Source organism: Methylobacterium pseudosasicola (assembly GCF_900114535.1).
GTDB classification, from domain to species: domain Bacteria; phylum Pseudomonadota; class Alphaproteobacteria; order Rhizobiales; family Beijerinckiaceae; genus Methylobacterium; species Methylobacterium pseudosasicola.
In genome coordinates, this window is record NZ_FOTK01000018.1 from 112,935 (window position 1) to 126,062 (window position 13,128).

Here is a 13,128-nt window from a genome sequence, read left to right on the forward strand (position 1 = left end):
GCCCATGCGCCAGCGCGCTACCCAGGGCCGGCAAAACCCGTCAGAAGGCCACGCTTCACACGGGTCGGGATGAGCGGGATGGACGAGACGGCCGATATCGTGGTGGTCGGCGGCGGGATGGTCGGGCTGGCCTGCGCCATCGCGCTCAAGGATCGCGGCCTCGACGTGGTCCTGTGCGATCCCGGCGAGGCCCGGGCCCGGACCTCCTACGGCAATGCCGGCGTGGTCAGCCGCGGCTCGATCCTGCCGATGTCGAGCCCGGCCCTGTGGGGCAAGCTGCCGGCCTATCTGCGCAACGCCGACCGGGGCCTGCGCCTGCGTTACACGCACCTGCCGCGGATCATCCCCTACACGGCACACTTTCTGGCAAGCGCCCGGGCTTCGCGCTGGCGCCGCGCCGCCGCCGCGCTGCTGCCCCTGACCAGCGCCGCCTATCCGGCCCATGAACGCCTCGCCGCCCGGGCCGGCACCAGCGAGCGGCTTCAGCGGACCGGCTGGCTCAAGGCCTACCGCACCGAGGCCGCCTTCAAGGCCGCCGCCCTGGAGCGGGAGATTCTTTCGGGGCACGGCGTTGCGTTCGACATCCTCGACACGGCCGGAATCCGCGATCTGGAGCCGGCGCTGGTGCGCCCCTACGCCCGGGCGATGCTGCTCACGGAGACCGGCTCAGTGCGCGAGCCCGGCCGCCTGATCGAGGCCTGCGAGGCTCTGTTCGCGGGCCTGGGCGGACGGCGTCTGCGCGGCAGCGTCGCGCGGCTGTCGCCTGAGGCGGATGGCTGGCGCGTCGTCCACGAGACGGGATCAGTGCGGGCCAAGCAGGTTGTGCTGGCGGCGGGCGCCGCTTCGGGGGCGATCGCCAGGACGCTCGGCTACCGTTTTGCGGTGGCGGCCGAGCGCGGCTATCACCGGCACTACGCCCTGCACCCGGACAGCCCGCCCCTCACCCGGCCGGTGCTCGATACCGGCGCCGGCTCGATCCTGTCGCCGATGGGTGACCATCGGGTGCGGGTGCTCTCCGGCGTCGAGCTCAACGCCCGCCACGCAGAACCGGATCACACCCAGATCGAGGCGGCCTGCCGCGAGGCCGCCGAAACCCTGCGGCTGGGCGGGACTCTCGACAACGAGCCCTGGCTCGGCTCGCGCCCCTCTACCCCCGACGGGATGCCCGTGATCGGCGCCGCACCGCGGCACAAGGGCCTGCTCTTCGCCTTCGGCCACGGCCATATCGGCCTGTCCACCGGGCCGATCACCGGCGAGATCGTGGCCGACCTCGCCACCGGCCGGACCCCGGCGGTCCCGGTGGCGGCCTTCGCGCCCGAACGCCTGCTGCGCTGGCCGCGGCTGGTCTGACGCGTCAGCGCCAATCGTAGGGATTGTACGGTTCCAATGCGCCCTGGATCCGCCTGAGAATCTTCGGCTGCTGCTGGAGATCGGCCTCGCGAGCGAGTGCCCGCAGGAACGCGCGGGGGCCATGTTCGAGATCCCGCGCCAGGCCGTCATAGCGCTCGGCCGGCTCGACATGGGGCGGGTTGACGGTGACGAGGTAATCGAGCCCGCAGGTGGGCGGATCGATCCCCAGACGGTAGCAGATCTGCACCCGGGCGAAGGGCTCGCCGGGCCGGCGCAGGACCCGGTAGCCGCCGCGCCTGAACGCGCCGCCGGTGGCGCGCTCGGCATAGGCGAGCGTCCCGTCCACCGTGGCGAGGCTGTCGGTGTGCCGGCTGCGCACGAGCTCGATCGCCGCCCGCTCTGTGGGCAGGAAGTGCTGGGCCTGCGCCCCGGACGCGACCGAAGCGGCAAGCAGGGCGAGGGCGAGGCGTCTCACGGCTTCCTCATGCAGACGGCCACAGGTTTCGCATCCTTGGCGGCCTTGGCGGTCATGTCGAGGCAGCCGACCGTGGACACGCCCTCGGTGACGGTCACGGACGGCACCACCGCCATGCCCTGGCAATAGGCGCCGATCAGCTCCTCGTCGCGGTGACAGGCCACGTCGAGCCGGATCAGCGTGTTCAGGGCCGGCCCCGGTGGCCCGGCGGCGCCGGGCGGACCGCGCTCACCCGTAGGGCCGCGCTCGCCGGTGGCGCCGTTCAGGCCCGGCGGCCCCTGCGGACCGGGCGGTCCCTGATCGCCCTTCGGACCCGGCGGACCGGCCGGTCCCGGCTTCGGCGCCTCGCCGCAGCCGGCGAGTGCGAGAGCCACGATCAGCCCGGAGGCGAGCGCGGCTGTCCTGGGGATTCGCATGCGGTTCTCCGGCCGGGATGCCGCCGACGAAGTGGCGCCGGGCGGCCGAGCGTCAATGGCGGCTCTTTGCCGAACCGGAGGAGTATCAACCAAGAAATACAATCTGCGGTGGAAAATACCGGAAGATCGCGATCTGCTTGACCCGTTTAAGCATTTCGAAAACGATTAGTCACACATCACTGCTTATGCTTGTCTTCAGGCGGCAAACAGAGTCATGACTCGACGAGTACAAATCTTTCTGCCAACGAAACCTACCTCAAGTTGCCTTCTGAATCGCTGGCGGCGGGATGTGGGCGGGGCAGCTGCGGTGGAGTTCGCCCTGGTGGCGCTGCCGTTCCTGGCGCTGGTCGGCGCGGTGTTCCAGATCGCGTTCCAGATCTGGGCCACCCAGAATTTCGACCGCGCCCTGCAGAACGCGGTCCGGACGATCTTCACCGGGCAGTTCCAGCTTGCCAATGCCGGGCAGACCGACGCCGCGACCCTACTCGCATCGCTGAAGACGAAAATGTGCGGCAGCGGCAACGCCGTCGTCCCGACGGTCTTCAACTGCCAGAGCGTCAAGATCGACGTCGCCACCGCCAGCTCGCTCGCCAGCGCCAGCGCGTCCACGCCGGTGAACGCCACCACGGGCACCTGGACCACCGATTTCGGGACGAACTACGCCTGCGCCAAGCCGGGCACGATCGTGGTGGTGACCGCGGCGGTCCAGTTCCCCACCCTGTTCAACCTGATGGGGCTCGGCACCCGAAAGTTCACCTCCGGCACCGGGGCCGGTTCCAGCCTACTCACCTCGACGGCGGTGTTCCGGACCGAGCCCTACCAGATCACCGGTTCGAGCCCGTGCTGAGGCGCTTCCTCCGCAGGGCCGCCCGACTGCGGCGGGACCGGCGCGCCAGCGCGATCGTGGAATTCGCCGTGATCCTCCCGGTGCTGCTCTCGATCTGGGCCGGCATGACCGAGGTTGCCCACGCCATCGACGAGTGGCGCAAGCTCACCCTGCTCGCCCGCACCGTGGCCGACCTGACCGCCCAGGGCGACACCCAGAACCCGATCGGCACGGCGCTGATGAACGACATCGTCGCCTCGGCCGCCAGGGTGATGCGCCCGTTCGACACGACGAACGTCAAGATCGTCGTCAGCGCCATGGGCGTCGACCTCAAGAATCTGAACCTGTTCCCGCGGGTCTGCTCCAGCGTCGCCAACGGCAACGCCACCGCCCGGGCCACCGGCACCGCCACCGACCTCCTCGTCCCCCTCGGCTACCAGACCACGGGCATGCGCTACGTGCTGGCCGAGGTCAGCATCGCCTACACGCCGATGATCGGCAGCGCCCTGGTCAAGCTGGTTAAGGGCGTCAGCAACCAGATCACCTTCTCGGCTGCCGTACCCTGGCCGACCCGCGGCGGCACCACCTACGGGACCAACACCTACACCGAGGTGGTCGTGGCCGGCACAACCCAGAAGGCGTGCGATGGCTCGACGCCCTGAACGCCCCCGCCGGCCGAGGTGGCTCGACTTCGCGCGGGAACGCGGCGGCAACGTCGCGGTCCTCTTCGCTTTCCTGAGCGTGCCGATGCTGATGTTCACCGGCGCGGCGATCGATTACGGCTTCGCGACCCGGCTCGAGACCAAGCTGCAGGCCGCGACCGATGCCACGGCGCTGCTCCTGTGTCAGACGCCGCTCACCACCTCGAATTCGGACCTCAACCTGCTGGCCCAGACCGCGATGACCGGGGCCATGGGGGCGGCGAACCTCGTGGTCGACCCGCTGGCCATCACCAGCAACCCGCGCCAGATCACCCTGACGGCCCACAAGCTCTCGACGGTGTTCTTCGGCAAGTTCACTGGGACGACCCGCATCAATCCGGGCGCCGCCGCGCAATGCGCCACGCCCCTGCCCAAGACCTTCGAGATCGCGCTCGTCCTCGACAATACCGGATCGATGTCGGCGTCGAGCGGCGGCCAGTCGAAGCTCCAGGCGGTGCAGACGGCCGCGACGAACTTCGTCACCTACGTCTACACCAACGCGGCCTTCTCCAGCGCGACCCGGATCTCGATCGTGCCGTTCGCCGGCGCCGTGGCGGTGAACCCGGCGACCTATCGCTATGCCAGTTGGATCGATCTGAACGCGCAATCCAGCTATCATTGGACCAACGTGCTGGCCGCCAATGGGTCCGGCTTCGCGAGCCGGTTCGACATCTTCAACAAGCTCCAGGGCGTTAATTCTGGCTGGAGCTGGGGCGGCTGCCTGGAAGCACTGCCCTACCCGCTCAACGTCCAGGACGGCGCACCGACGGCCGCGAACAAGGATTCCTACTACGTCCCGCTGTTCGCCCCCGACGAGCCGGGGGACGCCAGCACAAGCTACAGGGACTTCAGCGGCAGCGACGGCACCTACCGCTCCTACAATAGCTACATCGACGACGACACCAGCAGCTCCAACGGCACGTGCCCGATCAAGACCTTGTCGTACGACGCCGCCCTCGGTCGGGCCTGCAAATACGTCAGTCCGCGCAACGCCACATCCAACAGCTATCTCGGGATCCCGAACGGGCCGAATTTCGGCTGCACGACGAAGCCGCTTCTGACCCTGACGAGCGACACGAGTGCCCTGAAGAGCCTGATCAACAGCATGGCGCCCCTGGGCTCGACCAACATCCACGAGGGCTTCATGTGGGGCTGGCGGACGCTGTCGCCGAAGAGCGTCTTTGCAAGCGGCGCAACCCCGGCCAGTAGCAGCCCACCCGCGGCGTACGCGTCGACCTCGAGCGCCTCGAATACGACGACGATCAACAAGATCATCATCCTGATGACCGATGGTACGAACAGCTGGTCGGCCAACCCGGGCGCGCCCACCGGATCCCTCTACTTCGCCGACGGTTATTTTCAGAATGCCAACAGCACCAACGCGAACGGCCGGTTGCCTGCCGGCAACCAGAACATTTCGGACGGCACCAGCGCCCGCAATGCGCTGGACGCCCTGACGGCGGAGGCCTGCCGGAACGCAAAGGCCGTGAACATCGCAATCTACACGATCGGCTTCAGCGTCCCCTCCGATCCGATCGACGCCGCGGGACAGACGCTCCTCAAGAACTGCGCCTCCTCGCCAAGCCAATTCTTCCTCGCGAACACCTCGGATGACCTGATCAAGGCGTTCCAGCAGATCCAGGCGAGCATCGGCGCCCTGCGGCTGACGCAGTAGACGACGCGGTTTGACGATCCGTCAGGTGGATAGCGGCCGCGCCCGTGATTGCGAGCGAGCGGGCCGCGCCCCACTCCTCAATCGTCGCGATAAACCTTTTCCCGACGCTCGTGCCGCTCCTGCGCTTCGAGCGACAGGGTCGCGATCGGACGGGCCTCGAGGCGGCGAAGCGAGATCGGCTCGCCGGTCTCCTCGCAATAGCCGTAGGAGCCGTCCTCGATCCGGGCGAGCGCCGCATCGATCTTGCCGGTCAGCTTGCGCTGGCGGTCGCGGGCGCGCAGCTCGATCGCCCGGTCGGTCTCCGAGGAGGCGCGGTCGGCGAGATCGGGATGGTTCTCGTTCTCGCTCTGCAGCGCGACCAAAGTGTCCTGTGCCTCGCGCAGGATGTCGCTCTTCCAGCTCAGCAGCTTGCGCCGAAAATATTCGCGCTGCCGGTCATTCATGAAGGGCTCGTCGTCGGACGGGACGTAGCCGTCCTCCAGCGTCACCTTCGCCATGCGTCACCCTCGCTGGATCATACCGCCCACCAGGGGATGGCCGGTGCGCGGCGATAACGTGAGGTGCCGTATAGTCGAGGTGCTTAATCGCGACAACGCGCAGCGTTGCAGGGCTCGGATGTTGTCTCCAATGCGTTCGCGCCTGCGGCAAACAAGCCACGGTCTAGGGGTTATTCAGTCGCGTGCGTACGCAACCGTACGATCGCGGCGGCGATTTCGCCCGTCAACGACCGGGCGAGCGGCAGCCGGTAATGGGTCTGGTCGAAGAACAGATCCGGATTGTTCGCTTCCGAGCGCCCGGCCCGTCCATCGATGACCGTATTGCGTGGATGCACGGCGAGCGCGGCGCGCACCTCGGCGCGGCAGGCGGACTCGGCCGCCTCCCGGGGGCTGCCGGCCGGCGGCTCAGCGCGGGCATAGACCGGCGGGAACACCAGCACGAGGGCGGTCTCGGCCGGGATGCGCGCCAGCTCGGCGCGCAGCCGGTCGCCCACCGGGAAGGGGCCGCCGTGATGCGGCTCGGTCTCGGGACCGACGGGGCGTTCGAGGGCGGCCTTCTTCGCCGGATCGCGGCCGAAGCCCTGGCTCAAATAATTCGCCTCGTAATCCCACCAGCCGTCGGCGACGGCCTGCTTGCGGCGCGGGTTCAGCAGCCAGCCCAGGCGGTTGATCGTCTCCTGCGCGGCGGTGAAGCGCAGCAGGCCCTGGAGATAGGCCGGCCAGTCGCCGAGCAGCCAGTACGGGAAGCCGTGCTCACTGGGGAAACTCGGGTCGTCGGAGCACCAGAACGCGTCGGCCGAGAGCACGATCGCCTCCGGCCGGGGATGGTGCTTCAGGTACCAGCCGAGCAGCGCGAATTGCTCCGACGGCCCGGTGGCCGGCACCGAGAGCTGCACGAACGGGATGCCGGTGGACCGGGTCAGGGCCGCCGGCTCGATCAGTTGGATATGGGAATTGCCGATGACCGCCCCCGCATAGGCCAGGTCGCGGCCCCGCAGAGCGGAGGCGGTGCGCGGCCCCTGCGGGCGGACGGCGCCGCGGGACAGCAGGGTCGAGCGGCCGGTGTCGTAGGGATCGACCACAACCGCGAGGGCGAGATAGGCCACGAACAACCCGGCCATCGCCAGCAACAGGGCGCGGGTGAACCCACGCCAGGCCCGATCCTGTGGGGGGTGAGCGAGCGCCATCCTCAAAACTGGAAGTAGATGAACTCGTAATTCGCATCGTCCCCGATCTTCAGGAGGACGACGACGAACAGGAGTGCGAAGCCGAAGGCGAGGACGCGTTTGGGCGGCAGGCGGTGCACCGCCGCCCAGGCGGTCGGGCCGATCGTGGCGACCAGGGCCGCCACCGCGATGGTGCGCCACTTGAAGCCGGAGCCGTGCGGCGCCAGCCCGAACAGGCCCTTGAAGATCAGCAGCGACGCCTCGAAGCTGGTTGCCCGGAACAGCACCCAGGTCAGCATCACGAACAGGCTGGTGAGCAGCCAGCCGAGCGGCGCCGGGATCGCGACCCGGACGCGCCGCGCCAGCACCCCGGCGCCGAGGCCCAGCCCGTGCAGGGCGCCCCAGGCCAGGAAGGTCAGACCCGCCCCGTGCCACAGGCCGCCCAGCGTCATGGTGGCGGCGAGCGCCCCGACCTGTCGCGGCAGACCGCGCCGGTTCCCGCCCATGGGGATGTAGAGGTAGTCGCGCAGGAACCGCGACAGGGTCATGTGCCAGCGCCGCCAGAAGTCGCGCAGCGCGGTGGCGCGATAGGGCGCGTCGAAGTTCTGCGGCAGGACCAGACCGAACAGCAGGGCGATGCCGAGCGCCATGTCGGTATAGCCGGAGAAGTCGAAATAGATCTGGAAAGTGAAGCCCAGTGTCGCCTGCCACGCCTCCGCGACGGTGATCACCTTGCCGGCGGCGGCGGCCTGGAACACCGGGTTCACATACGCCGCGAGCGGATCGCCCAAAAACACCTTCTTGGCGAGGCCCACCGTCAGTAGCATCAGCCCGCGAGCGAAGCGCTCGGCGGCGTCGGGCCGCGCGTAGGGCTCTTCGTCGAACTGGTGCATGATCTCGCTCCAGCGCACGAGCGGGCCGGCCAGAACCTGCGGGAAGAACGCGATGTAGAGGGCGTACTTGGTCAGCCCGAAGGCCGGCGCCCGGCCGGCCCGCAGGTCGGCGAGATACATGATGTGGTGAAAGGTGAAGAACGAGATGCCGAGCGGCAGGGCCAGCCCGAGCCGCGGCGCCTCGAGCCCCGGGATCAGGTTGGCGAGGTCGGCGAAGAAGTCGAGGTACTTGAACAGCCCGAGCAGGGCGAGGTTGGCGGCGATCGCCGCCGGAATCAACCAGCGCCCGGGGCGCCACCGATAGAGTCGCGCGACGCACCAGTTCGCCAGGATCGAGCCGGCGAGCAGCGGCACGAACCGGACATCCCACCAGCCGTAGAACACGAAGGACAGGCCGACGAGCAGCGGCAGCCGCCACGCCGGCACTGCCCGCGCCACCAGCGCGTGCAGGATCAGCGCGGCCGGCAGGAAGGCGAGGAGGAAGACGAAGGAGTTGAACAGCATCGGGCGGGGCGGCGCGGAGATGAAGGATGGGCCGCCGGTCTCTGGGCGCGAGGCGCCCGCCTTGTCGGGGATCGCGGCGGGCCCGTCAATCGTGGGGTTTTGGGCCGTGGACGCGGATCAGGGGCGGGCGCCGCACGGGCTCGCTCGTGAAACGGGATTCAAAACGTCAGATCGGAGCCGCCGCGGCACGGTCCGGATTGCCCGTCGTTTCCCCGGGTTCTAACGTATCAACATTGCCGTTGCTCCGGAGGGCCGGTCATGACCGTCACGACCTTGTCCAGTCGCGCGTTCCAGCAAAACGCCAATCAGGCGCAGAAGGCCGCCGAGAAGGGCCCGGTCTTCATCACGCGGCGCGGTGAGCCGGTGCAGGTGCTCTTGAGCATTGAGGAGTATCGGCGCCTCACGGGGCAGCGCCGTAGCCTCGTCGAGGCGCTATCGAAGCCCGGTCTTTCGAAGATCGAGCTGGATATCCCGAAGACCCGCGACCTGCCGCGGCCGGCGGATCTGTCGTGACGTTCCTGCTCGATACGAACGTCGTGTCCGAACTGCGCAAGGTCGGTGACGGCCGGGCGGATCCCAACGTGGTGCGCTGGCTTTCGTCCGAGGATGCGGATCGCTTCTTCCTGTCGGCGATCACCGTGATGGAGCTGGACGTCGGCATCCGCTTGGCCGAGCGTCGCGATCCGGCCCAGGCCGCGCATCTGCGCGCCTGGATGGACGAACAGGTCCTGCCGGAATTCTCCGACCGGATCCTGCCCGTCGACACGGTAGTGGCCCTGCGCTGCGCGGGCCTACACGTGCCGAACCCGCAACCCGAGCGGGACGCGTTGATCGCCGCGACGGCTCTGGTGCACGCGATGACGGTCGTCACCCGCAATGTGGTGGATTTCGCTCCAACGGGGGTGCGGATCCTCGATCCCTGGACCATCAGCCCGTCGGTCCCGGGCGGCTAACGCGCTCACGCCGCCCGCCGCCCCGCCTCGATGGTCAGGCCGAGGCCCACCGACCCGAACGTGTCGCCCTCCACCACCCGGGCCGCGGGCAGCGCGGCGGTGAGCGCGGCGCGCAGGTGCGGCAGGCCCGTGGAGCCGCCGGTGAGGAACATGGCGTCGATCCGCTCCGGCCCGAGCTCGGCCTGGGCGAGGCAGCGGGCGATCCGGGCCGCGACCGACCGGGCGAGGTCGCCGGTCTGCGTCGAGAGGGTGTCGCGGCTCACTTCGGCCGCCAGCCCCGGCTCGATCAGGCCGAGATCGAGATCCGTCGTGCCGGCCTCGGAGGCGGCGATCTTGGCGCCCTCCACGGCCCCGGCCAGAGCGTGGCCGCGCTCGCCCTCCACCGCCGCGCGCAGGCGCGCGACCAGGTCGGGCTTGGCACAGTCGCGGATCACCTCGTCGATCTCGCGCAATGTCTTCGCATTGTAGAGGCGGTTGATCGCCGACCACGTGGCGAGGTCGTGGTAATAGGCGTTCGGCACCGCGAGGTCGCCACGGCGCATCGGGCTGCCGAGGCCGAGCAGGGGCATCACCGTGCCGAGGCTGAGCTGCCGGTCGAAATCGGTGCCGCCGATGCGCACGCCGTCATTGGCCAGGATGTCGCCGGCCCGGTCCGGGCGGCCCCGCCGCTCGGGCGACAGGCGTACGATGGAAAAATCCGAGGTGCCGCCGCCGATATCGGCGATCAGCGCGATCTCCTCCGAGCGAACCTGGCGCTCGTAATCGAGCGCGGCCGCGATCGGCTCGTACTGGAAGGAAATCTCGCGAAACCCGACGTCCCGGGCAATGTCGCGCAGGGTGTCCTCCGCCCGCCGGTCGGCCTCCGGGTCGCCGTCGACGAAATGGACCGGCCGGCCATGGACGACGGTGTCGAGGGATTGCCCGCAGGCCGCCTCGGCCCGCGCCTTCACGGCCGAGAGGTAGCGGGCGATAATGTCACGCAGGCGCAGGCGCTGCCGGCCGACCGGCGTCGCCTCGTCCATCAGGGGCGTGCCGAGCACGGATTTCAGCCCGCGCATCAGCCGGCCAGCATGGCCGTCGACATAGGCCGCGGTGGCGGCCCGGCCGATCAGCGGCTCTTGGCCGAGCTCGAAGAAGATCGCGCTCGGTATGGTCCGGTGCGCGCCCTCCAGCGGCAGCAGGGCCGGCCCCGCCGCAGCGAGATGCCCCAGGGTGGTGTTCGACGTGCCGAAATCGAGGCCGCAGGCCGCCATCGCGTGAGGAATCCGGTTTAGTTCGAGGGAGGGCGGCCCCTACAGGGCGGCGGCCTTCCGGTCCAGCGCGGCCGCGACATTGCAGCCGCGCGACAGCCTCGCGGGAAGCGTGGACAGCGCGTCCGGGGGAGGCTCGGATCCGGTCTTGGCATGCTATGGAGCGCCCATGCGTTCCGATATCGATCTCGGCCTGACCGGCGGGCAGCCGGCGCTCCTCGACCTCACCGAACTGCTGGCCACCCGGCTCCTGGTCCAGGGCAATTCGGGCTCGGGCAAGTCGCACCTGCTCCGGCGCCTGCTGGAGCAGAGCGCCGGGCTCGTGCAGCAGGCGGTGATCGACCCGGAGGGCGATTTCGCCAGCCTCGCCGACCGCTACGGCCACGTGGTCGTGGAGGCCGACGGCGACGATGTCGCGCTCCAGCGCATCGCCGCCCGGGTGCGCACGCACCGGGTCTCGGTGGTGCTGTCGCTGGAGAATCTCGACGCCGAGGGCCAGATGCGCGCCGCCGCGGCGTTCCTCGGCGGGTTGTTCGACGCCGACCGCGACCATTGGTACCCAATGCTGGTGGCGGTGGACGAGGCACAGCTCTTCGCCCCCGCGGCGGCTGGTGAGGTCTCGGACGAGGCCCGCCGCCTGTCGCTCGGCGCCATGACCAACCTGATGTGCCGCGGCCGCAAGCGCGGGCTTGCCGGCGTGATCGCGACGCAGCGCCTCGCCAAGCTCGCCAAGAACGTCGCGGCCGAGGCCTCGAATTTTTTGATGGGCCGGACCTTCCTCGACATCGACATGGCCCGCGCCGCCGATCTTTTGGGATTGGAGCGCCGCCAGGCCGAGACGTTTCGCGATCTGCCGCGCGGCCATTTCGTGGCCCTCGGGCCGGCCCTGTCGCGGCGCCCGCTGACCATCGCGGTGGGTCCGACCCTGACGGTGAGCCGCAGCTCGTCGCCGGTGCTCGTCCCCCTCCCCGACCCGACCGAGGATGCAAGGGCGCTGATCCTCACGGCGAGCCCGGCCGACAGCCAAGCGCCGCCGATGCCGCGCCCGAAGCCGCGCCCGGTGGCGGCCCCGGACGTCCTCGTCCAGCTCGCGAGCTACCGCCCGCCGGCCCCGCCGGAGGAGCCCGAAGAGGAGCCGATGGACCCGGAGGCGCGAGAGGCTGCTCTGGCCGAGGTCCTGATCTCGGTCCTGGCCGATGCCGACGCCGCCGCCTGCACCCCCGCGACGCTCTACCAGGATTTCACGGTCCGCTGCCGCATCCGCCGCCTGCGCGGCGATACGATGGGCCTGCCGGAGTTCAAGCGCCGGCTCGCAGTGGCCCGGGCCGAGGCCGGCGGCGCGGTCGCCGACAATTCCACCTGGGAGCGGGCGCAAGCGATCGCGGCGGGCCTGCCGGACGACCTCGCCGGCCTGTTCCTCGTGGTCGCCCGCGCGGCGATCGAGGGCGCCCCCTGCCCCACGGACGCGATGCTGGCCGACGCCTACGGCACCAGCTCGGGCGGTCGCGCCCGGCGGATGCTGGCCTATCTCGAGGAGCGCGGCGCGATCGTGACCCGCAAGGATTTGCGCGGCGCGCCGATCATCGCGGTGCCGGATCTCGGGATCGAGACAGGCCCGGGCGAGCCACAGATGCTGCCCACCGGGCCGAAGCGGCGGGCGGGGTAGCGGCTGCCAAGCGTTCCGTCATTGCGAGTGCAGCGAAGCAAGCCAGGGAAACGCCATCTTCCGGGATCGCGCGCTGCCCTGGGTTGCTTCGCTACGCGTAACTACCCAGATTGGTTTGCGGAACCGGCTTAGAGCTTAGCAACGAGGTGTGCGGGTTCGAGGGTCAAGACGTCGAGGAGGTTCCATCGGCGCTTCCTGGCGGTGCCGATGAGGGTGCGCAGGGTGGCGAAGTTGTCCGCGCCTTCCCGGGTTCGAAAACCGCCGGAGATCTTCTGCCGCAGCTTCATCATGCGCCCGTCGCGCTTGGCCTCGTTGTTGGTGAAGGGCACCGCGGGGTCGTGCAGGAACAGGAGCACGGCGGCCTTGTGCAGCTGGAGGCGCAGCAGCAGGTTATGACCGACCCGCCGCCGGACGCGGCCGCGCTTGATCACGCGCGGCAAGGGGGCCAGGGCTGCGTGCCAGGCGAGGCCTGCCTGGACGATCCTGTCGTAGAGCCGCTCGGCCCGACCGATCAGGGGCGGCGGCAACGCCACATCACGGTCGCGCGCTTGGTTGGCGTGATGGCAAAGCCTGCGCAACAGACGGCGCATGCGCCCGGCCCAGGCCTCCCCGTCGATCTCGGCGACGGCGTTCAGTTCGCGCAGGTGATGGGCGTTGCACAGGGCGTGGGTGACGCCCGGCATCTGGAAATAGGAGGTCCAGTGGTCGTGCACGACGATCCGCTCGGCGCCGTCGAGCATGGCCCCGCGCCGGGAC

At 69.6% G+C, this 13,128-nt stretch carries 14 protein-coding genes; 7 read left to right on the plus strand and 7 right to left on the minus strand.

Annotated features, from left to right (window positions below):
- Positions 1-78 precede the first annotated feature (78 nt).
- Positions 79-1,350, plus strand: a complete 1,272-nt coding sequence (locus BM228_RS17905) for an NAD(P)/FAD-dependent oxidoreductase (RefSeq protein WP_092042782.1) — start codon at positions 79-81, stop codon at positions 1,348-1,350.
- 4 nt (positions 1,351-1,354) lie between these two features.
- On the opposite strand, the gene BM228_RS17910 is transcribed toward BM228_RS17905, so the two are convergent.
- Together BM228_RS17910 and BM228_RS17915 are read right to left on the minus strand one after the other, a co-directional pair.
- Positions 1,355-1,825, minus strand: a complete 471-nt coding sequence (locus BM228_RS17910) for a hypothetical protein (protein ID WP_092042783.1) — start codon at positions 1,823-1,825, stop codon at positions 1,355-1,357.
- Positions 1,822-2,241 carry a hypothetical protein gene (locus tag BM228_RS17915; protein WP_092042785.1) on the minus strand — a complete coding sequence of 140 codons (420 nt, stop codon included), beginning with the start codon at positions 2,239-2,241 and terminating at the stop codon, positions 1,822-1,824. The genes BM228_RS17910 and BM228_RS17915 overlap by 4 nt, the downstream gene beginning before the upstream one ends.
- Before the next feature lie 289 nt (positions 2,242-2,530).
- On the opposite strand from BM228_RS17915, the gene BM228_RS17920 reads away from it, so the two are divergent.
- The 3 genes from BM228_RS17920 to BM228_RS17930 are packed head-to-tail and all read left to right on the plus strand — an operon-like array spanning position 2,531 to position 5,443.
- A complete protein-coding gene (locus BM228_RS17920; protein WP_244537190.1) occupies positions 2,531-3,088 on the plus strand; it encodes a TadE family protein in 558 nt (185 codons plus the stop codon).
- Positions 3,082-3,729 (plus strand): TadE/TadG family type IV pilus assembly protein, encoded by a 648-nt coding sequence (locus BM228_RS17925; RefSeq protein ID WP_092042788.1) that lies wholly within the window; start codon positions 3,082-3,084, stop codon positions 3,727-3,729. The genes BM228_RS17920 and BM228_RS17925 overlap by 7 nt, the downstream gene beginning before the upstream one ends.
- On the plus strand, positions 3,713-5,443 hold the full coding sequence (locus tag BM228_RS17930; protein ID WP_092042790.1) for a pilus assembly protein: 1,731 nt from the start codon (positions 3,713-3,715) through the stop codon (positions 5,441-5,443). Before BM228_RS17925 ends, BM228_RS17930 begins: the two co-directional genes overlap by 17 nt.
- A gap of 77 nt (positions 5,444-5,520) precedes the next feature.
- Here the strand turns inward: BM228_RS17930 and dksA are convergent, their stop codons facing one another.
- From dksA to BM228_RS17945, 3 genes are all read right to left on the minus strand, one after another.
- Positions 5,521-5,940 (minus strand): RNA polymerase-binding protein DksA, encoded by a 420-nt coding sequence (gene dksA, locus BM228_RS17935; protein WP_092042791.1) that lies wholly within the window; start codon positions 5,938-5,940, stop codon positions 5,521-5,523.
- Between the two features lie 170 nt (positions 5,941-6,110).
- Positions 6,111-7,127, minus strand: a complete 1,017-nt coding sequence (locus BM228_RS17940; RefSeq protein ID WP_092042793.1) for a hypothetical protein — start codon at positions 7,125-7,127, stop codon at positions 6,111-6,113.
- 2 nt (positions 7,128-7,129) lie between these two features.
- On the minus strand, positions 7,130-8,503 hold the full coding sequence (locus tag BM228_RS17945) for an MBOAT family O-acyltransferase (protein WP_092042794.1): 1,374 nt from the start codon (positions 8,501-8,503) through the stop codon (positions 7,130-7,132).
- A gap of 258 nt (positions 8,504-8,761) precedes the next feature.
- Here BM228_RS17945 and BM228_RS17950 point away from each other — a divergent pair, with 258 nt between their 5' ends.
- Together BM228_RS17950 and BM228_RS17955 are read left to right on the plus strand one after the other, a co-directional pair.
- Positions 8,762-9,016 (plus strand): type II toxin-antitoxin system Phd/YefM family antitoxin, encoded by a 255-nt coding sequence (locus BM228_RS17950; protein WP_092042795.1) that lies wholly within the window; start codon positions 8,762-8,764, stop codon positions 9,014-9,016.
- Positions 9,013-9,456, plus strand: a complete 444-nt coding sequence (locus BM228_RS17955; RefSeq protein ID WP_092042796.1) for a type II toxin-antitoxin system VapC family toxin — start codon at positions 9,013-9,015, stop codon at positions 9,454-9,456. Before BM228_RS17950 ends, BM228_RS17955 begins: the two co-directional genes overlap by 4 nt.
- Positions 9,457-9,461: 5 nt before the next feature.
- On the opposite strand, the gene BM228_RS17960 is transcribed toward BM228_RS17955, so the two are convergent.
- Complete coding sequence (locus BM228_RS17960; RefSeq protein ID WP_092042797.1) at positions 9,462-10,709, minus strand: Hsp70 family protein; 1,248 nt, start codon at positions 10,707-10,709, stop codon at positions 9,462-9,464.
- Positions 10,710-10,875: 166 nt separating this feature from the next.
- Here BM228_RS17960 and BM228_RS17965 point away from each other — a divergent pair, with 166 nt between their 5' ends.
- Positions 10,876-12,372 (plus strand): helicase HerA domain-containing protein, encoded by a 1,497-nt coding sequence (locus BM228_RS17965; protein WP_092042798.1) that lies wholly within the window; start codon positions 10,876-10,878, stop codon positions 12,370-12,372.
- A 128-nt stretch (positions 12,373-12,500) separates the two neighbouring features.
- Here the strand turns inward: BM228_RS17965 and BM228_RS17970 are convergent.
- Positions 12,501-13,128, minus strand: a 628-nt coding sequence (locus BM228_RS17970) for an IS66 family transposase (protein WP_139234110.1), incomplete at its 5' end; no start/stop codon positions are given.